Source organism: Actinoplanes utahensis, from assembly GCF_016862455.1.
Taxonomy (GTDB): domain Bacteria; phylum Actinomycetota; class Actinomycetes; order Mycobacteriales; family Micromonosporaceae; genus Actinoplanes; species Actinoplanes utahensis.
This window is the reverse complement of the sequence record NZ_BOMZ01000012.1, coordinates 33,362-56,434: the sequence shown is the minus strand read 5'-3', so window position 1 is coordinate 56,434 and position 23,073 is coordinate 33,362. Positions and strand designations below refer to the sequence as shown.

Below are 23,073 nucleotides of genomic sequence, written 5' to 3'. Positions count from 1 at the left end.
CGTTCGACAGGGGGCGGGGAATCGGCCAGTTGGTCGTCACCGCTCTCTCAACCAGCGGGAGACAGCACTGAGAGCCAGCCGGGAAGATCCGCCGCTGTGCGGACAGCCCCAGGTCCGCCGGTTGGCTGGGCCTGACCGCTGGCCAACAGGTGGATGAGAGTCGCCGGTCAGCAGGCGCCAGCCGGCCAAGGACCGCGTGGTGATGTGCGGCGCGGGCTGGGCCGCAGGTTTCCACGCAGCCGGTGGCGCGCGGATCGTGGTGATGTGCGGCGCGGGCTGGCGCGGTGGGCAGGGCCGTGTCGGGGTAGCTGAGGCGTTCGGGCGGACCTCGTGTACCGCCGAGCTCGATACGCCGCTGGCCGAACGGTTCCGCCGTATCAGCGAACCGGGGTACGGCAGGTGGTGGGGTTCCGGTTACCGCTGTTCGCGAGTCGCCGGTCTGAACTGCCTCGCGGGCTGGGCACAGGGCTGGCATACGGCTTTGACGGGTTGGCGGTGACCGTCGCATTCGGCCCGGTGGCCGCGTTGCGGCCTGCGCCCGGAGCTACCTCGCGTGGGAGACACGGGACGGGCCGGGGTTGGCGAAGGGCGATTCACGGCGTACAAGATCGCGGTTCCAGGGTGGTGACGTGAACCGCGACCCGTGCGCAGTGCGGGAGCCAGGCGGGATTCGACGGCTGTCGCGGGCATTCGGGACGGGCCGCCAGTGGTCTGCCTGGCGCCACCGATCCGCCCCGGCCGGGAGCCGGGGCCGGATCGGTGGTGGGTTAGTCGTGGGCGATGGCGTTCAGGATGTTGAGGCGGGCGGCGCGGATGGCGGGAAGGACCGCGGCGAAGATGCCGACCAGGGCGGCCAGGGCCAGGTAGGTGGCCATCCGGGTCCAGGGGAGGACGAGTTGGGTGATGCCGTCGTTCTCCAGGGCCCGGGTGACCGCGCTGCCCATGCCGGCGCCCACGACGACGCCGAGCAGTGCGCCGAAGACGGCGATCACCACGGCCTCGACGGTGATCATGCGCATGGTCTGGGCGCGGCCCAGGCCGATGGCGCGGAGCAGGCCGAGTTCGCGGGTGCGTTCCAGGACGGACAGGGCCAGGGTGTTGACCACGCCCAGCACCGCGATCAGGATGGCCAGGCCCAGCAGGATCTGGATCATCATGATGATCTGGTCGAACTGGGCGGCCTGCTCGTCGACGAAGGTCTGCTGGTCGATGGCGCTGAACTCGGGACTGTCCGCGAGCAGCGTCTTGATCTGCGGCAGGACCGCCGAGACGGCGACCCCGTCGTCGAGGCGCACGAAGCCCATGACCGGTCCGGTGGCGCCGAAGCCCGGGATCGCCGCGGCGGGCAGGATGATCCGGCCCGGCAGGCTGTTCTCCGGATAGATCGCGGCCACCGTGTAGGTGCGAGGCTCGCCGCGGGACGTCTGCACCGGAACCCGGGCGCCGGTCTGCCAGCCCCGCTCCGTCGCCTCGGTGTCGCTCACCGCGAGCTGGCCGGGCGTGAGCGTGGCCGCGGTCGTGCCGTAGGCCTCCGCCAGCCGGGACAGGTCCGGGGTCGCCACCACGTACGACACGTCGGCGCCGACCTTCGCCATGTCGGTGTGCATCCCGGCGGCCGCCCGGACACCCGGGATCGCCTCGGTTCTCGTCAGGATCGCCGGGTCGAACGTCGGCGCCTGCGCGGTGTCCTGATCGCCGTTGATCAGGATCTGGGCCTTGAGGACGCTCGCCACCTCCGACTTGAGGCTGGCCTTCGCCGAGTCCATCACCACGGTGACACCGGTGACCAGGGCGATGCCGACCATCAGGGCGGCGGCGGTGATGGCGGTCCGGCGTGGGTTGCGGCCCGAGTTGAGCCGGCCCAGCCGGCCCGGCACCGACCAGGCGAACAGCCGGCCCAGCAGCGACACCACCGGACGGCTGATCAGCGGGGTGAGCAGGGCGACGCCGATGAACGTGACGAGCACCCCGCCGAGGATCAGCCACAGCACCGAATCACCGGACGCGACGAACAGGCCGGCGCCGAGGGCGGCCGCCCCGGCCGCGGTGACCAGCGAGCCGACCACCGTGATGCCGGTGAGCGGGCGGTCCGGGGTGGCGACGTCCTGCATCGCGGCGATCGGGGAGATCCGGGAGGCGCGCAGCGCGGGCAGCACCGCGGCCACCACGGTGACCAGGACACCGACCGTGAACGCGCTGATCACGGCGGACAGCGGAACCCCGATCGGGGCCAGGTCCATCCCGCCGCCCATGCTGCTGAACAGCGCGCCCAGCCCGGCACCGGCGCCGATCCCGGCGGCCAGGCCGAGGACCGCCGCGAGCAGGCCCACGATGACCGCCTCCACCAGCACCGAGTTGATCACCTGGCCGCGGCTCGCGCCCATCGCCCGTAGCAGGGCCAGTTCCCGGGTGCGCTGGGCGACCACGATCGAGAACGTGTTGAGGATGAGGAAGATGCCGACGAACAGCGCCACCCCGGCGAAGCCGAGCAGGATCTGGTTGAAGAAGGAGATGCCCTCCTTCAGGCCGGCGGCGCTGTCGGCGGCCAGCTGCTCCCCGGTCCGCACCTGGTAGCCGTCGCCGAGCAGCGGGGCGAGCCGGTCGCGTACCTCCTCCGGGCTGACGCCGTCGGCGGTCTGGACGGTCACCGACGTGAACACGTCCTTCGCGCCGAGCATCAGCTCCTGCGCGACAGGCGTGGTGAAGGCGACCTCCTGCACACCGCTGACGCTGTCCCGGCCACCGGTGTAACCCCAGATGCCGACCAGCGTGAACACGCGTTTCGGCTGCTGTGTGAGGACCGGCACCTGGTCGCCGACCCGATAGCCGGCGAGTTCGGCGGTGGCCGCGTTCATGGCGATCTCGCCGGGCGTCTCCGGGCCACGGCCGGATCGCATCTGCATGATCTCGTCGGTGCCGGTCCAGTTGGAGCCCATCCGGGGCGGGCCGAACGAGGTGAGGACCTTGCCGTCGGCGCCGATCACGCGGGCCCCGTCGGCGTCGACGCGGCCGGTCGCCGACCGTACCCCCGGCTGGGTCTGCACCGTCCGCACGACGGAGGCCGGAAGCGTCGCGGCGACCTCCTCGCCGTCCATCTCCGAGATCTCGACCTTGGGCTTCGCAGCGACCGAGACGTCGGTCGAGGCGTAGGCGTCGGCGAAGATCGAATCGAAGGTGCGGTTGAGCGTGTCGGTGAGCACCAGCGCCCCGGACACGAACATCACCCCGAGGATCACCGCCAGGCCGGACAGCACCAGCCGCAGTTTGCGGGCGAGCAGGCTCTTCAGTGTCGCGCGGATCATCAGAGCATCACCGGGGCGGCCGGGACGTCCGGGGTGTCCAGACGTTTCATCGTGTCCAGCACGGTGTCGGCGGTCGGGTCGGCCAGCTCGTCGACGATCGAGCCGTCGGCGAGGAAGACCACCCGGTCGGCGTAGCTCGCCGCCACCGGGTCGTGGGTGACCATCACGATCGTCTGCCCGTGCTCGCGCACACTGGACCGCAGGAACGACAGCACCTCGGCGCCGGACCGGGAGTCCAGGTTGCCGGTCGGCTCGTCCGCGAAGATCACGTCGGGGCGGCCCATCAGCGCCCGCGCGCACGCCACCCGCTGCTGCTGGCCGCCGGACAGCTGACTGGGACGGTGCCCGAGCCGGTCGGCCAGGCCGACCGTGGCGATCACGGTGTCCCACCACTGCGGATTCGCCTTGCGCCCGGCGATGTCCAGCGGCAGCCGGATGTTCTCCGCCGCGCTCAGCGTCGGCAGCAGGTTGAACTGCTGGAAGATGAACCCGATCCGGTCGCGGCGCAGACGCGTCAGCGCCTTGTCACCCAGCCGGCTGACCTCCGTGCCGCCGACGTGCACGGTGCCCTTGTCGATCGTGTCCAGACCGGCGAGGCAGTGCATCAATGTCGACTTGCCGCTGCCGGACGGCCCCATGATGGCCGTGAACCGGCCCCGGCCGAACTCGGCGCTGACCCCGCGGAGCGCTACCACACGGGCCTCGCCCGAGCCGTAGACCTTCCAGATCTCCTCCGCGCGCGCGGCTACCGGCTCGCCGGCCTTCGTCACTGCCACCGTCTTCTCCCCCTGTGGACTCGATTGCGTCCGCCTCAGTGTTTCGGCGGATGGGGCGGTCTGCCTCCGCCCGGCGGTGGAGGCCGACGCGGAGATTTCCTCGGGGGTGGCACCCAGGAGGTCCTCAGGGGAGCCCCTGAGGAACGGCGGAACTCGATGGCGCCGTCTAACGTGGAAGCCCCGCCCTGGAGGACCGCATGCGCGTTCGACCGGCACCGCTCCTGGCTCTTCTCACCGTCCTCCCGCTGCTGGCCGGCTGCATGCCGGTGGCGCCCGGGCCGGAGAGCCCGCCGACACCGAACCGGACGGCGAAGACCAGCCCGACCCCCTCCACCGACCCGGACGGCACCGACACGCCTGAGGAGTTCGCGTCCGACATCCGGGACTCGACGTTCATCGCCGAGCAGTACTGGTCGGGCCGGCTCGGCAGCGGATTCCAGCCGGTGCGGCAGGTGATTCCGTACGAGCGGGACGGTGAAGTGGAATGCGCCGGGCAGCCGCTGCCCCGCAACAACGCCGTCTACTGTTCCGCCGGGGACTTCATCGCCTACGACGTGAACTGGGCGTTCGCCGCGTTCCAGCAGATCGGCGACTCGTTCGTGTTCTACCTGCTCGGCCATGAGTACGCGCATGCCATCCAGGCCCGGCTCGGCATCCGCAAGGAGTTCACCATCCAGCAGGAGCTGCAGGCCGACTGCATGGCCGGGGCGTTCATCGGCGACAAGGCCCGCCAGGGCGTCCTCACCATGCAGGACGACGACACCCAGGAGCTCGCCGACGGTCTTGCCGCTGTCGGCGACGACCCCGGGCAGCCGTGGTTCGCGCCGGGTGCGCACGGCACGCCTGCGCAGCGGTTCCAGTCCTTCGCCGACGGCTACCAGAAGTCCCTCGACGCCTGCGGGGTCTGAGGGGGCCGTCACAATCGATCGGCCGGGGCCCCCGGGGCGGCCAGAATGGGGCGGTGACTTCCGCCTATCCGGCCGCCGTGCTCTTCGACATGGACGGGACGCTCGTCGACAGCGAACGGATCTGGGGCATCGCCCTGGCCGAACTCGCCGTCCATGCCGGCGGCGTCCTGTCCGACCCGGCCCGGCTCGCCATGGTCGGCACCAGCATGGCCACCAGCATGCAGATCTTCCGCGACGACCTGGGACAGCCCGGCCGTCCCGAGGAGCCGGACGTGCGGTGGCTGTCCGCGCGGGTGCGTGAGCTCTTCGCCGAAGGCCTCGTCTGGCGTCCCGGCGCGATGGAGTTGCTGCTCGCGGTCCGCGATGCCGGGATTCCGACAGCGCTGGTCACCTCCACCGGCCGCAGCCTCGTCGAGGTGGCACTGAAGACCCTCGGCGCGGAGAATTTCGACGTCGTCGTCTGCGGCGACGAGGTGAAACGTCCCAAACCCGACCCCGAGCCGTACGTCACCGCCGCCGCCCTGCTCGGCGTGCCGATCACCGCCTGCGTCGCCATCGAAGACTCCCCTAGCGGCGTGGCCAGCGCGTCCGCCGCGGGAGCAGCCGTCCTCGCCGTCCCGGCCGAGCTGGAACTGGCCCCGGTCGACGGCGTCCACCTGCGCGACACCCTCACCGGTGTCGACCCGGCTTTCCTCGCCACCCTCCTGACCGCCTCGTCCCCCGCCTCCTGAATCCCGTCCGGCTGTCTTCCGGAGGTCCGGCGCGCGGCCCCGCCTCCGGTTCTCCTGAGCCCTAGCCCTCCATATCCCCGGCCCTGCGGCGCTCCATATCCCCGGCCCAGCGGCGCTCCGGATCTGCGGATGCCGGCTGCGCGGTTGCGGAAGCCCTCGCCGGACGGTGTGTGCAGAGGAAAGGACGATCGGGACGGGGAGGCGGGGCTTCGGGCGTCAGGAACGCGGGCGGACCAGGCCGGTCTCGTAGGCCAGGACCACCGCTTGAGTACGGTCGCGCAGGCGCAGCTTCGTCAGCACGTGCCCGACGTGGGTCTTGACCGTGGTCTCGCTGACGCCGAGCGTCTCGGCGATCTCGGCGTTCGAACGGCCGCGAGCGACGTGGACCAACACCTCTCGTTCCCGCCCGGTCAGCGGGGCCAGACGGGTGGCGGCGGTCTCGGCCGGGCTCGTCGGCAGCGCGCCGGTGACCCGGCTCAGCACCCGCGCCAACACCGTCGGGGTGATCACCGCACCGCCGGCGGCGACGGCCCGGACGGCGGCGACCAGCTCATCGTGGGGCGCGTCCTTGCAGAGATAGCCGGTGGCTCCGGCGGCGACGGCGGCCACCACCTCGTCGTCACTGTCGCGGTCGGTGAGCACGAGGATCCGTACCCCCAGCCGGGTCGCGGTGATCGCCCGGGCAGCCGCCAGGCCGTCCAACCGCGGCAGCGTGACATCGGTGATCAGCACGTCCGGCAGCAGCCGCCGAGCCAGATCGACCGCCTCCACACCGTCCCCGGCCTCCCCGGCCACGACGATCTCCGCCGGCTCGCCGTTCACCCAGTCGGGTGGGCCCTCGCCCGCGATCGGACTGCCGGATCCGGGTCCCCCCGCACGGCTCTCACCCGGTGCCGGATCCGCGGCTCGCAGATCGGCGGCTGCCGGCCGGGCCGATCCTGGGACACCCGGCCCAGTGCTGGCTGATCCTGGGATACCCGGTCCGGTGCGGGCCGATCGCGGGGTACCGGATGCCGGGTGAGCCGAACCTGAGAGACCCGGCACCGGGTGGGCTGCTGGGGGATCGCCCGGCGGTGGGCCGGGACGGCCTTGCCCCGAGGCCGAGTCCTGATGGTTCTGCCCCGGCGCCGAGGCAGGACGGCCTTGCCGGGAATCTCCGCCTCGGAGCGTCTGAACATCGGCCGCTGCCTCCCCGGACGGTGGAGTCGACGGTTTCCACCCTGACTCGCCGGGAGCGGGAGCCGAGGCATTCCGCCCTGACCTCCCAGGAGCAGAAGCCGAGGCATTCCCCCGTGGCTTCCCCGACATCGAAGCCGGCGGACCTCCCGTTGCCTTCCCGGATGGTGGAACTGACGAATCGTGTCGTGGCGTTCCGGAGGCCGGCTCGGGGACATCGGGCCGGGGCGCTGCCTGGCCGGGTGCCGCCCGTTCGGGTGACGGAAGTGCGGGCGACGAAAGTGCGCCCGCGGCGTTCGACGCGGTGTTCGACGCGGTGAGAACCGCGCGGAGACCGGCCCGTTGAAGCGGCGCCGAGTCCGCCAGCAGAACCCGGATCGGTCTGGTCATGCCACCGGTCCCGGTCCGCAGCACCGATGCCGTCTCCGCACGGTGCCGGACCGGCCGAGTAGGTGCAGCCGACCGGGCCGGGCGGACGAGCCAGGTCGGCTGGTTCTCAGTGCTGTCTCGCGCCGGTCGAGACAGCACTGAGAACCAGCAAGGACCTGTGCGGGTGAGCCGGGGCGGCCGGCCCATGCGGATGGGCCGGGACGGCCGGACCGGGCGGGATCGCGGAGGCGGCCCGGAGGCGCAGGCGCGTCGTGGACGCCAGGCCCGGACGAGGCGCCTGGGCGGCCGGGCCACGTGGATGGGCCGGCGCGGCCGGGCCGGGCGGGATCGCGGAGGCGGCTTGGAGGCGCAGGCGCGTCATGGACGCCAGGCCCGCGGAGGCGGCTCGGAGGCGCAGGCGCGTCGTGGACGCCAGGCCCGGACGAGGCGCCTGGGCGGCCGGGGCGGGTGGTGTCGTGGTCAGCCAAGGGGGTCGTCCCGCAGGTGGGTGCCGACCCGGTCGGGTTCGGGATCTCCGGTGGGGCTGCTCACGGTGAGCAGTTCCGGGTAGGGCGGTGGGGTGCCGCCGAACTCCGGGCACAGCGCCTGATGGCTGCACCAGCCGCACAGACGGCTCGGTTTGGGGCGGAAGTCCTGGTCGCGTTTGGCCCGCTCGATGGCCTGGGAGAGGGCGATCAGGGTGCGCTCGAAACGCTCCAGCTCACCCGCCTCGGGGCTGTAGTCGAGAGCCTCGGCGTCCTTGAGGTAGAGCAGGCGCAGCGCCCGGGGGACGACACCGCGGGTGCGCCACAGCACCAGGGCGTAGAACTTGAGCTGGAACAGCGCCCGGCCCTCGAACGCCTCCCGTGGCGCGCCGCCGGTCTTGTAGTCGACCACCCGCAGGTCGCCGGCGGGGGAGACGTCGAGCCGGTCGATGTAACCGCGGATCAGCAGCTCGTCGCCGATCGTCGTGGAGATCAGGGTCTCCCGCTCGGCCGGTTCGAGGCGCTGGGGATCCTCGACGGCGAAGTAGCCGTCGAGCAGGTCGCGGGCACCGGCCAGAAACGCGGCGATCCGGGCCACCTCGGCCGTGCCCTCCGGAACGTCGACCAGCGCGATCTGGCCGGTCGCGTCGGCCTCCGCCGCGACAGCGGCCGGATCCCGCATCGGCGCGCCGGGCACGGGGACCGAGGAGGCGGCGCCGGGCACGGGGACCCAGGAGGCGGCGCCGGGCACGGGGACCGAGGAGGCGGTGCCGGCCGAGACGGCGGCATCATGCGCGGTGGCGGGGGCGGCGATGTCATGCGCGAGTGCCGAAGAGGCGACATCGATCGTGGAAGCGGAGGCGACAGCGTCCGGCGCGAGGTTCGAGGTGCCGGCGCCGGGTGCGGGAGCCGCGGAGGCGGCGCCCGCGGATGTGTCCGAGGCGGGGGCGCGGCGGCCCCTGACTGGTGGCTCCTTGGCGAAGATGGCGGCCAGGCCGGGCTCCTCGGCGAGCAGCCGGTCCCACTCGGGGGCGACCAGCGCGGCCGCGGCCTCCGGGGTGCGCTCGGTGGCGGGCAGGTCGAACAGGCGCTCCAGCACCGCGTGGACGAGGGTGCCGCGGACCTGGTCGGCCGACGGCTCCTCGGGCAGTTTGTCGACGGTGCGGAAGCGGAACAGCAACGGGCAGGTCTTGAAGTCGGCGGCCCGCGACGGGGAGAGCGAGGGCCCGGTCGGCCGCTCGGGGCGCCGCCCGCGCCCGGCGGGAACGGCGGTGCCGGCGCCGGACCGGTCCGGGTCGCCGGGCTGCGGGGGCGGGGAGACCGGCTGGGCCGCCATGGGAGAGAGCGCCGTCATGCATCAGAGGCTAGGCCAGGGGTACGACGAAAAACGCGGGGTGGGTCCGGCGCGGGCGTGTCCGTAGCATCGATCGCGTGGAGCAGAGCCGCACCCCGCAGGGTCCGCCGCCGCCGGGAGCCGGCCGGCCGGTCGGGCACGTGGCCGGCATCCCGGTGCATGCGAGCGCCTCGATGCTGCTGCTCGCGGTGCTGGTCACGGTGGTGTACGGCAATTACGCCCGGGAGCAGCTGGGCCTGGCGCAGCCGTGGGCGTACCTGGTGGGCCTGGGTTTCGTGGTCTGTCTGATCGGCTCGGTGCTGTTGCACGAGCTCGGTCACGCGCTGACCGCCCGGCGCTGTGGCATCGGCGTGCGCCGGATCACTCTGGAGCTGCTCAGCGGCTGGACCGAGATGGACCGGGACGCACCAGCCCCGCGGGTGGACGCGCTGGTGTCGCTGGCCGGGCCGGCCGTGTCGCTGCTGCTGGGCGGGGTCGCCACGGCGGCCGCGCTGGCGTTGCCGGACCGCACGGTGCCCGGCGAGATCGCGTTCCAGCTGGCGTTGAGCAACGTGCTGGTGGCGGTCTTCAACGTGCTGCCGGGGTTGCCGCTGGACGGCGGCCGGGCGTTGCGGGCGCTGCTGTGGGCGGTGCTGAAGGACCGGAACCGGGCGACGGTGGTGGCCGGCTGGGCGGGCCGGGTGCTGGCGGTGCTGACCGCGGCGCTGACCACGATGCTCTACCAGCTCGGGGTGATCACGGTGCTGGGGCTGGCGTTCGTGCTGCTGGTGGTGTTGACGCTGTGGCAGGGGGCGGGGCAGTCGATCCGGTTGGGCCGGATGACGGGGCGGTTCCCGCTGATCGATCTGGGCGCGCTGACCCGGCCGGTGCTGGCGGTGCCGGCGGGGACGCCGCTGGGGGAGGCGCAGCGGCGCCGGGCCGAGGACCCGAGGCCGGACGTGGTGCTGGCGGTGGCGGACTCGGCGGGTAGCCTCACCGCGCTGGTCGATCCGGTCGCCGCCGAGCGGATTCCGGTCGACCGGCGGCCCTGGGTGAGCGTGGAGAGCGTGGCCCGGTCCCGGGACGCGCTGACCGCGCTGCCGCTGGGATTGACCGGTGAGCAGGTGATCCGCGCCCTGCAGGCCCACCCGGGTGCGCAGTACCTGGTGACCGCAGGCGAGGATGTCGTGGGCGTCCTGCGGGTCGCCGATGTGGCCGCCGTGCTGGAACCGCGGCGGGCCAGCCGGAATTGACAGCCTCCTGAGAGAAGATCCGTGACCACAACCCCAGCCACCGTCGTCGACGACGTCCCCGCGCACCGCGGGCCGTTCCGGGCGGGCGACCGCGTCCAGCTCACCGACCCGAAGGGCCGGATGCATACGATCGTGCTGGAACCCGGCAAGGCGTTCCACACCCATCGTGGCGCGATGTCGCACGACGAGCTGATCGGCCTGCCCGACGGCAGTGTCATCACCGCCGCGAGCGGCACCGCGTACCTGGCGCTGCGCCCGCTGCTGTCCGACTACGTGCTGTCGATGCCGCGCGGCGCGCAGGTGATCTATCCGAAGGACGCGGCGCAGATCGTCGCGATGGGTGACGTGTTCCCCGGGGCGAAGGTCCTCGAGGCGGGCGCCGGCTCGGGCGCGCTGACCTGCTCGCTGCTGCGGGCCGTGGGCAGCTCCGGCGAGGTGCACAGCTACGAGCTGCGCGATGACTTCGCGGCGATCGCCCGCAAGAACGTGGAGGCGTTCTTCGGCGGCCCGCACCCGGCCTGGCACCTGCACAACGGTGACGTCGCGGGCAACGAGATCACCGGTTTCGACCGGATCGTCCTGGACATGCTGACCCCGTGGGAGGCCCTCGACATGGTCGAGCGGTCGCTCATCCCGGGCGGTGTGTTCATCGGTTACGTGGCGACCACCCCGCAGCTGTCGGAGCTGGTCGAGGCGCTGCGCGAGCGGGGCGGCTGGACCGAGCCGCGGGCCTGGGAGTCGCTGGTCCGCGACTGGCACGCCGACGGTCTCGCGGTCCGCCCGGACCACCGGATGATCGCGCACACCGCCTTCCTGGTGTCGGCTCGCAAGCTGGCCCCGGGCGTCACCGCGCCGCCACGGCGCCGCAAGCCGAGCAAGGGCGCGGAGGCGTACGCCGCCCGCAAGGCCACCCAGGCCGCGCTCGCCGCCCAGCAGACGGAGACCACCGGGGAGTGACGCTCGCCTTTGGAGTCCGGTAGGTTCCGGGGGGTCTGCGATCGGAGGACAGGGGTGGGAACGATGAGCTCTCCGCCGTTCGGCGGCGGCAACGAGATGCCGGCGGTGTTCCCCGACTGGTCGCCCTACCCGGACCTGGACTCGGCGGCCCGCGCCTATCTGCGTGACCCGGACGTGGCCCTGGAGGCGCTGTTCGGGGTGTTGCGCGGCGCCCAGGTGCTCTGTTTCACCCTGGAGCGTTTCGTCAACGAGGTGAACGGGGTGTGGCAGGAGGTCGTCGTCTGCGACGGCAGCCGGCTGGTGCTCTGGCACGGCGAGGACGTGGCTCCCGGCGACGGCCCGGTCGGCGCGATGACCTCGTCGCTGCGGGTGGTGCCGTTGTCCACGGTGACCGAGGTGGGCTGCCGGCGGCGGCTCACCCGGACCCCGAACGGGCAGGCCCGGGTCGACAGCATCGACGTCTACCTGCTGCTCAGCTCGGTCGACGACGCGGTGCCGCCGCCCGGGGTGGGTGAGGAGGAGGGCCGCGCGCCGTTACGCCACGACGCCCTGCGCTTCGGCAAGACCCTCGACGACGGCGGGCCGGGGCAGATCAACCGGCTGGAGGAGTTCTCCCGGGTGGTGGCGTCGCTGGTCGGGCGTCCCACTCTGTAAGCTCGGTCACGTTCCTTCATGCGCGTCCGGGCCGGCGACCGCCACGTCGTCGGCCGTCCGCACGACGTGGATGCAGTCGCCCGGGCACTCCTTGGCCGAGTCGATGACTTCGAGCAACAGGCCGGACGGCACCAGTGTGCGGACCCCTGGACTCTGAAGCAACTCGCCGGAGTGGTCTTTCACATAGGCGAGGCCGTCGATGTCCAGTTCGAACACCTCCGGGGCGTACTGCACGCAGAGTCCATCGCCGGTGCAGAGGTCCTGATCGATCCAGACCTGCAGCTCATCAGTGTCGGCCGCCACATCTACCTCCCACAACAGCGAACGCCCGACGGTACCCGAAGTCTGTCCGGCCGGGTCACCGCCGGTACGGCCAATCGATCAAGAGTCGGTGACAGGGGTGTTGCATGGGTCAAAAACGGTTTCTGAACGGCTAGTGTTGACCCAAGACGTTCGAGCCCCCCGGGGAGGTGGGACGTGGCACGTAGCGACGAAGCGGACTCCCGCGCCGCACGATGGGAGAAAGAGGCCAACGATCTCTCCAGCCAGGTCGCGTTCCTGCAAGAGGAACTCGCTCTGGTTCGGCGGAAGTTGACCGAGAGCCCCCGACACGTCCGGCAGCTCGAGGAACGGCTTGCGGCGACGCAGGCGCAGCTCTCCCGAGTGACCGAGAACAATGAGAGGCTCGTGGCGACCCTCAAGGAAGCCCGGGCTCAGATCGTCACTCTCAAGGAAGAGATTGACCGGCTCGCCCAGCCGCCCAGCGGCTACGGCGTTTTCCTGGCAGCCCACGAGGACGGCACGGTGGACGTGTTCACCGGCGGCCGCAAGCTGCGGGTGGCGGTCTCGCCGTCGCTCGCGGTCGACGAGCTCCAGCGGGGCCAGGAGGTCCTGCTGAACGACGCGCTCAACGTCGTCGACGCGTTCGGGTTCGAGCGCACCGGCGAGGTCGTCTCGCTCAAGGAGGTGCTGGACAACCCGTCCGGCGGCCCCCGCGACCGGGCACTGGTGATGTCGCACGCCGACGAGGAGCGCATCGTGTTCCTCGCCGACTCGCTCGACATCACCAAGCTGCGCGCCGGTGACTCGCTCATGATCGAGCCCCGCTCGGCGTACGCCTATGAGCGGATCCCGAAGAGCGAGGTCGAGGAGCTCGTCCTCGAGGAGGTCCCCGACGTCGACTACACCGACATCGGCGGCCTGCACTCGCAGATCGAGCAGATCCGCGACGCGGTGGAGCTGCCGTTCCTGCACGCCGACCTGTTCCGGGAGCACCAGCTGCGCCCGCCGAAGGGGATCCTGCTCTACGGCCCGCCCGGCTGTGGCAAGACCCTGATCGCCAAGGCGGTGGCCAACTCGCTGGCCAAGAAGATCGCCGAGCGGCGCGGCGAGGAGAAGCACACCAGCTACTTCCTCAACATCAAGGGCCCGGAGCTGCTCAACAAGTACGTGGGCGAGACCGAGCGGCACATCCGCCTGGTCTTCCAGCGGGCTCGTGAGAAGGCCGGCGAGGGTACCCCGGTGATCGTGTTCTTCGACGAGATGGACTCGATCTTCCGGACCCGTGGCTCGGGTGTCTCCAGCGACGTGGAGAACACGATCGTTCCCCAGCTGCTCAGCGAGATCGACGGTGTCGAGGGCCTGGAGAACGTGATCGTCATCGGCGCCTCCAACCGGGAAGACATGATCGACCCGGCGATCCTGCGCCCCGGACGACTCGACGTGAAGATCAAGATCGAGCGCCCGGACGCCGAGGCGGCCAAGGACATCTTCGGCAAGTACATCCTCTCGGACCTCCCGCTCAGTGCCGACGACCTGGCCGAGCACGGCGGCAACCGGGACGCGACGGTCGCCGCGATGATCGAGGCGGTCGTGCTGCGGATGTACACGGAGACGGAGGAGAACCGCTTCCTGGAGGTCACCTACGCCAACGGTGACAAGGAGGTCCTGTACTTCAAGGACTTCAACTCCGGCGCGATGATCCAGAACATCGTCGACCGTGGCAAGAAGATGGCGATCAAGGAGTTCCTCACCTCCGGCAAGAAGGGCCTCCGGCTGCAGCACCTGCTCGACAGCTGCGTCGACGAGTTCCGGGAGAACGAGGACCTGCCGAACACCACGAACCCCGACGACTGGGCCCGCATCTCCGGCAAGAAGGGCGAGCGGATCGTCTACATCCGCACGCTCGTCTCCGGAGGCAAGGGCGCCGAGGCCGGCCGGTCCATCGAGACCGCCAACAACACCGGCCAGTACCTGTAACAGGCACCGTGACGCGGGGCTGGAGGGTCTCCCTCCAGCCCCGCTTCGCATCATTCGCGCGGACCCGCGCGTGCATCGACGGGTGAAACCCCCCGCTCAGGACCATGCCCGCCCACGCCACGGTGATCAAACTCGCCACGCAAGGTACCGGCGCGCACACAGGCAGCTTCGGAAAGCGATACGAGAGCGTCTAGGCTCGATGCATGAGCAGGCTTGGCTTCGTGGCGGACAGGGTGGTCGCATGAGCGTTCGACGGATTATGGGGTCCGAGGTCGAGTACGGCATTTCGGTTCCCGGGCAGCCCGGCGCCAATCCGATGGTCACGTCGTCCCAGGTGGTCAACGCCTACGGCGCCCGTCCTGAGCTCAGCAGCAAAGGCCGGGCCCGCTGGGACTACGAGGAGGAGTCGCCGCTGCGCGACGCCCGCGGTTTCACCTACTCCGGCGCCGCCTACGATCCCGCCGAGGCCCTCGCCGACGAGGATCTCGGCCTCGCCAACGTGATACTGACCAACGGCGCCCGCCTCTACGTCGACCACGCCCACCCGGAGTACAGCACTCCCGAGGTCACCAACCCCCTCGACGTGGTCAAGTGGGACAAGGCCGGTGAGCGGGTGATGGCCGAGGCGTCGCGCCGTGCCGCCACCATCCCCGGCACGCACCGCATCCAGCTCTACAAGAACAACACCGACAACAAGGGCGCGTCGTACGGGGCCCACGAGAACTACCTGATGCGGCGCCAGACCGCGTTCGCCGACATCGTCGCCCACCTCACCCCGTTCTTCGTGACCCGGCAGATCTTCTGCGGCGCCGGCCGGGTCGGCATCGGGCAGGACGGCAGCGGCGCCGGCTTCCAGATCTCCTCGCGGGCCGACTTCTTCGAGGTCGAGGTCGGCCTGGAGACGACCCTCAAGCGGCCGATCATCAACACCCGGGACGAGCCGCACGCCGACGCCGACAAGTACCGCCGCCTGCACGTGATCATCGGCGACGCCAACCTGTCGGAGATCTCCACCTACCTCAAGGCCGGCACCACCGCCCTGATCCTCAACATGATCGAGGAGAAGGTGTTCACCGGCGAGCTCGGCATCGCCGACCCGGTGAGCGAGCTCAAGGCGGTCAGCCACGACCCGTCGCTCAAGCACCTCATGCGACTGCGTGACGGCCGCCGGCTGACCGCCCTGGACCTGCAGTGGGCGTACTACGAGCGGGCCCGCCAGTTCGTCGACGAGCGGTACGGCGCCGACGTGGACGAGCAGACCGCGGACGTCATGGATCGCTGGGAGGACGTGCTGGACAAGCTCGGCCGCGACCCGATGCTCTGTTCCGACACCCTGGACTGGGTGGCCAAGCTGCGTCTGCTGGAGGGTTACCGGGAGCGGGAGAGCCTGGCCTGGTCCTCGCCCAAGCTTCAGCTCGTCGACCTCCAGTATTCCGACGTGCGCCCGGAGAAGGGCCTCTACCACCGGCTCGTCGCCCGCGGGTCGATGCAGACCCTGCTCGACCCGGACGACACTCAGCGGGCGATGTACGAGCCGCCGGAGGACACCCGCGCCTACTTCCGTGGCCGCTGCCTCGCGCAGTACGCCTCCGAAGTGGTCGCCGCCAGCTGGGACTCGGTCATCTTCGACGTGGGCCGCGAGTCGCTGGTCCGGGTCCCCATGATGGAGCCGGAGCGGGGCACCAGGAAGCACGTCGGCGCGCTCTTCGACACGTGCGAGAGCGCGAAGGATCTGCTCGAGGTGATCACGAGCCGGCAATAAAACACCCGTTCCGGCGGGCCGTTTCGTCACAGGTGCGAGGTAGGTTTTTTCCAACCCGATGTTGCAGGACTTCGGGTGGCTTCAGAAGGGGGACATCCATGGCAACCCGAGACACAGGTGGTCAGTCGCAGAGCAGCAAGGGCTCGAGCGACCAGGAGATCGAGGACGTCACCGTCGAGGCCAATCCCGAGGTCGCCGAGCGGGTCGCGGAGATCACCGAGGACGTCGACGACCTCCTGGACGAGATCGACTCCGTCCTGGAGGAGAACGCCGAGGAATTCGTCCGCGGATACGTACAAAAAGGCGGACAGTAGGGCATAGTTCGCTAAACGGACATGCCGCTGGGTCGGAAGGTCCACAGAGCAGGGTTGTTCCCGAGAGGCACCGCTGCTGTCCGGACTGCGGGGAGACGAAGGCGTCGGCCGAGTTTCCCCGCAGTCGTAACGACACGGGTGGCCGTGGCAGGTACTGCAAGCCGTGCCGCAACGCGCGCGGTAACGAGACCAGGCAGCGGCTATCCGGTGGCAACCGGGAGTGTCACCCGCGCCAGAGGTATGGCATCGGCCAGGCGGAGGTCGACGCGCTTCTCGCGGAGCAGGGGGATGTCTGCGCCATCTGTGGCGCGGCCGACCCGCAACACGTAGATCACGATCATCGCACCGGTGGGGTGCGCGGGATATTGTGCTTCAACTGCAACGGCGGTCTGGGGCAGTTCCGGGACGACCCGGTTCTCCTCGCCGGCGCGATTACGTACCTGAAAGGAACCACGTGGCGACGGGCTTTGATCCATCCGGGCGTCTACCGGATTTCTTCACCAGCACGGGGACGTCCTCCTTCACGCAGTTCCTGAGCCAGGCCGCCCCGGAGCTGCTTCCGGGACGCCGGCCGCTTCCGCCCGGCCTGTCCGCGGACATCGCGCCGCACGGCACCACGATCGTCGCGATCGCGACGGCCGAGGGTGTGGTGATGGCCGGTGACCGCCGGGCGACCATGGGCAACCTCATCGCCAGCCGGGACATCAAGAAGGTGCACCCCGCCGACGCCTACTCGCTGATCGGCATCGCCGGCACCGCGGGCATCGGCATCGAGCTGATCCGTCTGTTCCAGGTGGAGCTCGAGCACTACGAGAAGATCGAGGGCGCGATGCTCTCGCTCGACGGTAAGGCGAACCGGCTGGCCGCGATGGTGCGCGGCAACCTGGGCGCGGCGATGCAGGGCCTGGCCGTGGTCCCGCTGTTCGCCGGGTTCGACCTGGCGCCGGGTGACACGGCGCGTGCCGGCCGGATCTTCAGCTTCGACGTGGCCGGCGGGCTCTACGAGGAGACCGGCTACGAGGCGATCGGGTCGGGTTCGCTGTTCGCCAAGTCGGCGCTGAAGAAGCGGTACCGGGCCGGCCTGAGCACCGGCGACGCGATCAACCTGGCGGTCGAGGCGCTGTACGACGCGGCCGACGACGACACCGCGACCGGCGGGCCGGACGTCACCCGCAAGATCTACCCGGTCGTGATGACCGCGACGGCGAACGGCACTCACCGGCTCAGCGACGAAGAGATCACCACGGTGGCCGAGCGGGTCGTCGCGGGGCGTATGGAGAACCCGGGCGGCTGACCCGCGCGTCGAGGAGAGAGAGGTAGCCACCTGTGGCCATGCAGTTCTATGCATCACCCGAGCAGGTCCAGCGGGACCGCTCGGAGTACGCCCGCAAGGGCATCGCCCGCGGCCGGTCGGCCGTGGTGCTCACCTACGAGGGCGGCATCCTGCTGGTCGCCGAGAACATCACCACCCTGCGGAAGATCAGCGAGATCTACGACAAGATCGCGTTCGCGGCGGTGGGGCGCTACAACGAGTTCGAGGCGCTGCGCCGTGGCGGTGTGCGGATGGCCGACATGGTCGGTCTCAGCTACGACCGGCGTGACGTGACGGCCCGGGCGCTCGCCAACACGTACACGCAGACGCTCGGTGCGATCTTCTCGGAGACGCAGAAGCCGTACGAGGTGGAGATCTGCGTCGCGCAGGTCGGCGCGACGCCGGAGGCCGACGAGCTGTACCGGATCACCTACGACGGCTCGGTCATGGACGAGCCCGGTTTCATGGCGATGGGCGGCCAGGCCGAGGCGATCGCGAACGTGCTGCGGGAGCGGCATGACGCGTCGGCGGAGCTGTTGGCGGCGCTGACGCTGGCCCGGGAGGCGCTCGGCAGCGTGGGCGGCGAGAACGGCCAGGCGCGCACCCTGGAGGCCAAGCAGCTGGAGGTGGCCGTGCTGGACCGGCGGCGGCCGGGCCGGGCGTTCCGGCGGATCACCGGGGCCGCGCTGACCACGCTGCTCGGCCACGAGTCGGTGCCGGAGGCCGATCTCGGTGACGTCGACGCGGCGCCCCCGGCTCCGGCCGAGGCGAAGCCGACGATCTCGGCGGCGTCGGAGGACACCGAGGGCACCGACAAGTAAGGCGGATCATGATTGCGGGGCGTGTTCCGCCGGAACACGCCCCGCAATCATGGAAAGCCCGATTGTGGGTGCCACTTAACCGGTCCTTACCGGTAGTGTTTCGACATGGAACGGCGAATTTTCGGCCTCGAGACCGAGTACGGAGTCACGTGCACCTATCGGGGGCAGCGGCGGCTGTCTCCGGACGAGGTGGCCCGCTACCTGTTCCGCCGAGTGGTGTCCTGGGGACGCAGCAGCAACGTCTTTCTCCGTAACGGCGCCCGTCTCTACCTCGACGTCGGTTCCCACCCTGAGTACGCGACCCCCGAATGCGACTCCGTCACCGATCTGGTCGCCCACGACCGGGCCGGCGAGCGGATCCTGGAAGGCCTGCTCGTCGACGCGGAGAAGCGTCTGCACGACGAGGGCATCGCCGGGGAGATCTACCTCTTCAAGAACAACACCGACTCCGCCGGCAACTCGTATGGTTGCCACGAGAACTACCTGGTCAGCAGGCACGGCGAGTTCGGCCGGCTCGCTGACGTGCTGATCCCGTTCCTGGTGACCCGGCAGCTGATCTGCGGCGCCGGCAAGGTGCTGCAGACCCCGCGCGGGGCGGTGTTCTGCCTGTCCCAGCGGGCCGAGCACATCTGGGAGGGCGTCTCCAGCGCGACGACCCGATCCCGGCCGATCATCAACACCCGCGACGAGCCGCACGCCGACGCCGAGCGGTACCGGCGCCTCCACGTGATCGTCGGCGACTCCAACATGAACGAGGTCACCACCCTGCTGAAGGTGGGCAGTGCCGACATCGTGCTCCGCATGATCGAGGCGGGCGTGGTGATGCGCGACCTCACCCTGGAGAACCCGATCCGGGCGATCCGCGAGGTCAGCCACGACGTCACCGGCCGTCGCAAGATCCGTCTGGCGAACAACAAGGAGGTCTCCGCGCTGGAGATCCAGCAGGAGTACCTGGCGAAGGCCACCGAGTTCGTCGAGCGCCGGGGCGGCGACCCGGTCGCCAAGCGGGTCGTCGAGCTGTGGGGCCGGGTGCTCAACGCGATCGAGAGCGGCGACCTGGACCCGGTGTCCCGCGAGATCGACTGGGTGTCGAAATACAAGCTGATCGAGCGCTACCAGGCCAAGCACGACATCCCGATGTCGCACCCGCGGATCGCGCAGCTCGACCTGGCCTACCACGACGTGCGCCGGGGCCGTGGCCTCTACGCGCTGATGGAGAAGCGCAAGCAGGTCGACCGGATCGCCAACGACCTGCAGATCTTCGAGGCGAAGGAGACGCCGCCGCAGACCACCCGGGCCCGGCTGCGCGGCGAGTTCATCAAGCACGCCCAGGAGAAGCGCCGCGACTTCACCGTCGACTGGGTGCACCTGAAGCTGAACGACCAGGCCCAGCGCACCGTGCTCTGCAAGGACCCGTTCCGGGCCTACGACGAGCGGGTGGAGCGCCTGATCGCCAGCATGTGATTCCGCGATAGGCTGGCCGGGCCATGACGATGCCCGGCCAGCCCGAACCGCCCGAGCGCTCCGAGTCCGAGATCCGCTGGCGGCGTCTGGAGCGCCGCCGGGAGCGGGTGTTCCGGCAGATCCAGCGCGACCGGGCCGGCGGCCACAAGGTGCCGACCTGGGTGCTGGCGGCGATCCTGGGCCTGCTGCTGGCCGGCTGGGCCTATCTGATCGTCACGAGCTGAGCCCGGCCGCGGGTGCAGCCGCCGGGATCGTCACGAGCTGATCTCGGCCGCGGGTGCAGCCGCCGGGATCGTCACGAGCTGAGCCCGGCCGCGGGTGCAGCCGCCGGGATCGTCACCAGCTGATCTCAGCCGCGGGTGCAGCCGTCGGGTGGAGACGGCGGCGGGATGCGGAAGGCGAGCGGCAACCGGCCCGCACCCGGACGGCGAACCCGCCTGTCCCCTCGGTGTCGTCTCCTGAGGGGGTGCCGGAGCAGCGAATCGCGAGGACGTACGTGATGGTGGCGGTCCTCGCCCTGATCACGTACCAGTTTCTGCCCGAAGGCGGGTGGTGGCCGACCGTCATGCAGGTGGCGATCGGCTGGACCGGTGTCGCCGCGATCCTGATCGGCGCGCACCGGATGCCGCGCCGGGACCGGCTGCCCTGGTGGCTGTTCGCCGCCGGGGTGTTCAGCAACGCCACCGGCATCGGTGTCGCCGCGGTCGCCGCCGAACGGTACGGGCTGGTCGACCTGCCGACCCCGGCCGACCCGTTCTTCCTCGGCCTCTATCCGGCGTGCGCGGCCGGCCTGATCGTGCTGATCCGGCGCCGCAACCCGCGCCGGGACTGGGCGGCGCTCGTCGACGCGGCCACCATCACCACCGGGTTCGGGCTGCTGGCCTGGGTCTATGTGATCGCCCCGGTGAATCTGGGCGATCCGATGGACCGGGCGGCCCACGCGACTCAGGTGGCGTACCCGATCGGGGATGTCCTGCTCCTCGCGGCGACCACCCGGCTGCTGCGCAGTGGGGGCAGCCGCGGCGCGCCGTTCTGGTGGCTCACCGGCTCACTGGCGGCCTTTCTGATCGGCGACAGCGCCTGGGTGATCCTGGACAACCTGGGCGACACCGGCACCGTGCTGATCGGCACCCCGTGGTTCTCCCGCGCCTTGGAGTCGGTGTTCCTGGTCGCGTTCCTGCTGTTCGGGGTGGCGGCGCTGCATCCCGGCGCCCGCGCGGTGGCCGGTCCCACGGACGCCCGCCCGGCCAGTCTCGGCACCGGTCTGCTGACCCTGCTGACCGGCGCCTCACTGATCGCGCCGGCGGTGCTGGCCGCGCAGACCGCGTCCGGCACGGTGTCCGACGGCTGGAGTATCGCGTTCTGCTCGGCCACCCTGTTCCTGCTGGTCGTGGCCCGGATGGCGCTGCTGATCCGGGAGGTGGAGACGCAGGCGCGGCAGGTCCGCGCGCTGGCCCGCTCGGACGAGCTGACCGGGCTGCCGAACCGCCGCGCCTGGAACGACGAGCTGCCCCGCGCTCTGGAACGGGCCCGCCGCGACGGCCTGCCGGTCGCGGTGGCGATCCTCGACCTGGACCACTTCAAGAGCTACAACGACACGTACGGGCACCCGGCGGGGGACCGGCTGCTCAAGGAGGCGAGCGCGGCGTGGCATGCGGCCCTGCGTGACGTCGACGTCATCGCCCGGTACGGCGGTGAGGAGTTCGTGGTGCTGCTGCCGGCGGCGGGCGCCGGGGACGGCGTGCGGGTGCTGACCCGGGCGCTGACGGCGACCCCGTCCGGGCAGACGTTCTCGGCCGGTCTCGCCGTCTGGAACTCCACCGAGACCTCCGACGAGCTGCTCACCCGGGCCGACACGGCGCTCTACGCCGCCAAGGCGGCCGGCCGCAACCGCATCGAGGTCGCCCCGAACGACCGGGCCGGCGCCGCGGCGGCGTGACGGCCCGCCGGGAGCGGGAGGCCCGTCAGGTCAGTAGCGCGGCGGCATGAGGGCCGCCCTGAGGGGGAGACGTGTCAGGTCGGTAGCGCGGCGGCATGACGGCGGCCCTGAGGGGGAGACGTGTCAGGTCGGCAGTGTGGCGGCATGCCGGCCGCCCTGAGCGGGAGGCCCGTCAGGTCAGCAGCGCGGCGGCGTGCCGGCCGGCCGCGGCGGCGGCCAGGAAGTAGCCGTGGTCCTGGTCCAGCTTGCGGCCCATGGTGGACAGTGGGACCGGGCAGGCGCGCAGGGCCGCGTCGAGGCCGTCGGTGGCGACACGGACCACGCGGTGCCGCCCGGACAGCGGGGCGAGCGCGGCGTCGACCGCCGTGGCCAGGGCGGGGTCGAGGCCGTCCGGCACCGGCAGGTCGGCGGCGGCGAGAGCGACCTTCCCGTACGCCGTCAGGCTGTGATGCGACACCCCGCGGTGCCGCTCCCGCCCGTCGCCGTCGGAGATCCGCAGCGACCCGACCGGCCGGCCGCCGAGCACCGCCACCGCGTTGACCGCCTCCCCCAGCGCCACCCCGGAGAACCCCCAGGTGGTGCCGGTCCCGAGGTTGCCGGGGCCCTGCGCGACGATCGTCACGTCGGCGTGCAGCACGTGCCGGGCGGCCAGCAGCCCGGTGTGCACGGTGCCGGCCTCCAGATCGCCGCCGAACGCCTGGCCGGTGGTGATCGTCCCGGCCAGGTGGCCGCGCAGTCCGTCCAGGGTGCGGGAGAACCAGGCGGGCAGCGCCCCGCCGTCGGTCATCAGGTAGGCCACCCGGGCGTTCGGCCGGTCGGCGTGGATCCCGGCCAGGATCGCCGGCAGCGCCGAGTGCAGGTCGGCGGTGACCACCGGCATCCCGTCGATCGACTCGGCGGCAGCCAGGACGGCCCGGTGTGGGGACGCCTCCTCGTCGACGCCGAGCAGGATCGGCTGCAGCGGGGTGTAGCGGGCTTTGACCAGGTGGCCGTGGCCGCGGTCGGTGCCGTCGTCGGGCGGGTCGGCGGGCAGCCGGTCGGGCAGCGCGACGACCAGCGCGTACCCGCCGGTGCCCAGACCCATCACCAGCGCACCGACGTTGAGCAGCACCCGGTCGCCGGGTTGCGGGGTGCCGACCAGGTGCGGGTAGGCGAGGGCGCGCATCGGGCCGTCGCCGGTCGTCACGTCGAGTTCCACGGCGCCGTGCCAGCCGCGCCGCACCGACTGCACTGTTCCCGACCGCCACCGCACCATGGC

At 71.2% G+C, this 23,073-nt stretch carries 19 protein-coding genes and 2 pseudogenes; 14 read left to right on the top strand and 7 right to left on the bottom strand.

What is annotated here, in order from left to right:
- Positions 1-767: 767 nt before the first annotated feature.
- Both Aut01nite_RS03210 and Aut01nite_RS03205 read right to left on the bottom strand, forming a co-directional pair.
- Positions 768-3,302, bottom strand: coding sequence for an ABC transporter permease (locus Aut01nite_RS03210; protein WP_043533668.1), 2,535 nt, complete (start codon positions 3,300-3,302; stop codon positions 768-770).
- Positions 3,302-4,078 carry an ABC transporter ATP-binding protein gene (locus Aut01nite_RS03205; RefSeq protein ID WP_043533669.1) on the bottom strand — a complete coding sequence of 259 codons (777 nt, stop codon included), beginning with the start codon at positions 4,076-4,078 and terminating at the stop codon, positions 3,302-3,304. Before Aut01nite_RS03205 ends, Aut01nite_RS03210 begins: the two co-directional genes overlap by 1 nt.
- Before the next feature lie 197 nt (positions 4,079-4,275).
- Between Aut01nite_RS03205 and Aut01nite_RS03200 the strand changes: the two genes are divergently transcribed.
- A complete protein-coding gene (locus tag Aut01nite_RS03200; protein WP_043533670.1) occupies positions 4,276-4,986 on the top strand; it encodes a neutral zinc metallopeptidase in 711 nt (236 codons plus the stop codon).
- Between the two features lie 53 nt (positions 4,987-5,039).
- Positions 5,040-5,717 (top strand): HAD family hydrolase, encoded by a 678-nt coding sequence (locus tag Aut01nite_RS03195; RefSeq protein ID WP_043533671.1) that lies wholly within the window; start codon positions 5,040-5,042, stop codon positions 5,715-5,717.
- A gap of 216 nt (positions 5,718-5,933) precedes the next feature.
- Here Aut01nite_RS03195 and Aut01nite_RS43200 read toward each other — a convergent pair whose 3' ends face one another.
- From Aut01nite_RS43200 to Aut01nite_RS44730, 3 genes and pseudogenes are all read right to left on the bottom strand, one after another.
- Positions 5,934-6,539 carry a LuxR C-terminal-related transcriptional regulator gene (locus Aut01nite_RS43200; protein WP_236643216.1) on the bottom strand — a complete coding sequence of 202 codons (606 nt, stop codon included), beginning with the start codon at positions 6,537-6,539 and terminating at the stop codon, positions 5,934-5,936.
- Positions 6,540-7,742: 1,203 nt separating this feature from the next.
- Positions 7,743-8,333 (bottom strand): annotated as a pseudogene (locus Aut01nite_RS43195) (RecB family exonuclease); the annotation flags it as partial.
- Between the two features lie 324 nt (positions 8,334-8,657).
- Positions 8,658-9,005 (bottom strand): annotated as a pseudogene (locus tag Aut01nite_RS44730) (RecB family exonuclease); the annotation flags it as partial.
- Positions 9,006-9,178: 173 nt separating this feature from the next.
- Here Aut01nite_RS44730 and Aut01nite_RS03180 point away from each other — a divergent pair.
- The 3 genes from Aut01nite_RS03180 (at position 9,179) to Aut01nite_RS03170 (ending at position 11,944) form a co-directional block, all read left to right on the top strand.
- Entirely contained in the window at positions 9,179-10,333 is a 1,155-nt protein-coding gene (locus Aut01nite_RS03180) for a M50 family metallopeptidase (protein WP_373871437.1), read from the top strand.
- A 21-nt stretch (positions 10,334-10,354) separates the two neighbouring features.
- Positions 10,355-11,290, top strand: a complete 936-nt coding sequence (locus Aut01nite_RS03175; RefSeq protein WP_043533672.1) for a tRNA (adenine-N1)-methyltransferase — start codon at positions 10,355-10,357, stop codon at positions 11,288-11,290.
- A gap of 63 nt (positions 11,291-11,353) precedes the next feature.
- The gene (locus Aut01nite_RS03170; protein ID WP_043533673.1) at positions 11,354-11,944 is read left to right on the top strand and encodes a hypothetical protein; all 591 of its coding nucleotides are present in this window, start codon (positions 11,354-11,356) and stop codon (positions 11,942-11,944) included.
- Positions 11,945-11,950: 6 nt separating this feature from the next.
- Here the strand turns inward: Aut01nite_RS03170 and Aut01nite_RS03165 are convergent, their stop codons facing one another.
- The gene (locus tag Aut01nite_RS03165) at positions 11,951-12,247 is read right to left on the bottom strand and encodes a ferredoxin (RefSeq protein ID WP_173476769.1); all 297 of its coding nucleotides are present in this window, start codon (positions 12,245-12,247) and stop codon (positions 11,951-11,953) included.
- Between the two features lie 174 nt (positions 12,248-12,421).
- On the opposite strand from Aut01nite_RS03165, the gene arc reads away from it, so the two are divergent.
- The 9 genes from arc (at position 12,422) to Aut01nite_RS03120 (ending at position 21,815) form a co-directional block, all read left to right on the top strand.
- The gene (gene arc, locus Aut01nite_RS03160; RefSeq protein WP_043533675.1) at positions 12,422-14,203 is read left to right on the top strand and encodes a proteasome ATPase; all 1,782 of its coding nucleotides are present in this window, start codon (positions 12,422-12,424) and stop codon (positions 14,201-14,203) included.
- Positions 14,204-14,444: 241 nt separating this feature from the next.
- Entirely contained in the window at positions 14,445-15,965 is a 1,521-nt protein-coding gene (gene dop / locus Aut01nite_RS03155; protein WP_043533676.1) for a depupylase/deamidase Dop, read from the top strand.
- A gap of 98 nt (positions 15,966-16,063) precedes the next feature.
- Entirely contained in the window at positions 16,064-16,279 is a 216-nt protein-coding gene (locus tag Aut01nite_RS03150) for a ubiquitin-like protein Pup (protein ID WP_043533677.1), read from the top strand.
- A complete protein-coding gene (locus Aut01nite_RS03145; protein ID WP_084000224.1) occupies positions 16,243-16,815 on the top strand; it encodes an endonuclease VII domain-containing protein in 573 nt (190 codons plus the stop codon). Before Aut01nite_RS03150 ends, Aut01nite_RS03145 begins: the two co-directional genes overlap by 37 nt.
- Entirely contained in the window at positions 16,734-17,573 is an 840-nt protein-coding gene (gene prcB, locus Aut01nite_RS03140; RefSeq protein WP_043533678.1) for a proteasome subunit beta, read from the top strand. Before Aut01nite_RS03145 ends, prcB begins: the two co-directional genes overlap by 82 nt.
- Positions 17,574-17,605: 32 nt before the next feature.
- Complete coding sequence (prcA, locus tag Aut01nite_RS03135; RefSeq protein WP_043533679.1) at positions 17,606-18,412, top strand: proteasome subunit alpha; 807 nt, start codon at positions 17,606-17,608, stop codon at positions 18,410-18,412.
- A 105-nt stretch (positions 18,413-18,517) separates the two neighbouring features.
- A complete protein-coding gene (gene pafA, locus Aut01nite_RS03130; protein WP_043533680.1) occupies positions 18,518-19,876 on the top strand; it encodes a Pup--protein ligase in 1,359 nt (452 codons plus the stop codon).
- Positions 19,877-19,899: 23 nt separating this feature from the next.
- Entirely contained in the window at positions 19,900-20,100 is a 201-nt protein-coding gene (locus tag Aut01nite_RS03125) for a hypothetical protein (RefSeq protein WP_043533681.1), read from the top strand.
- Positions 20,101-20,342: 242 nt separating this feature from the next.
- Positions 20,343-21,815 (top strand): GGDEF domain-containing protein, encoded by a 1,473-nt coding sequence (locus Aut01nite_RS03120; protein WP_236643217.1) that lies wholly within the window; start codon positions 20,343-20,345, stop codon positions 21,813-21,815.
- 172 nt (positions 21,816-21,987) lie between these two features.
- Here the strand turns inward: Aut01nite_RS03120 and Aut01nite_RS03115 are convergent, their stop codons facing one another.
- Positions 21,988-23,070 (bottom strand): DUF3866 family protein, encoded by a 1,083-nt coding sequence (locus Aut01nite_RS03115; RefSeq protein ID WP_043533682.1) that lies wholly within the window; start codon positions 23,068-23,070, stop codon positions 21,988-21,990.
- Positions 23,071-23,073 lie beyond the last annotated feature (3 nt).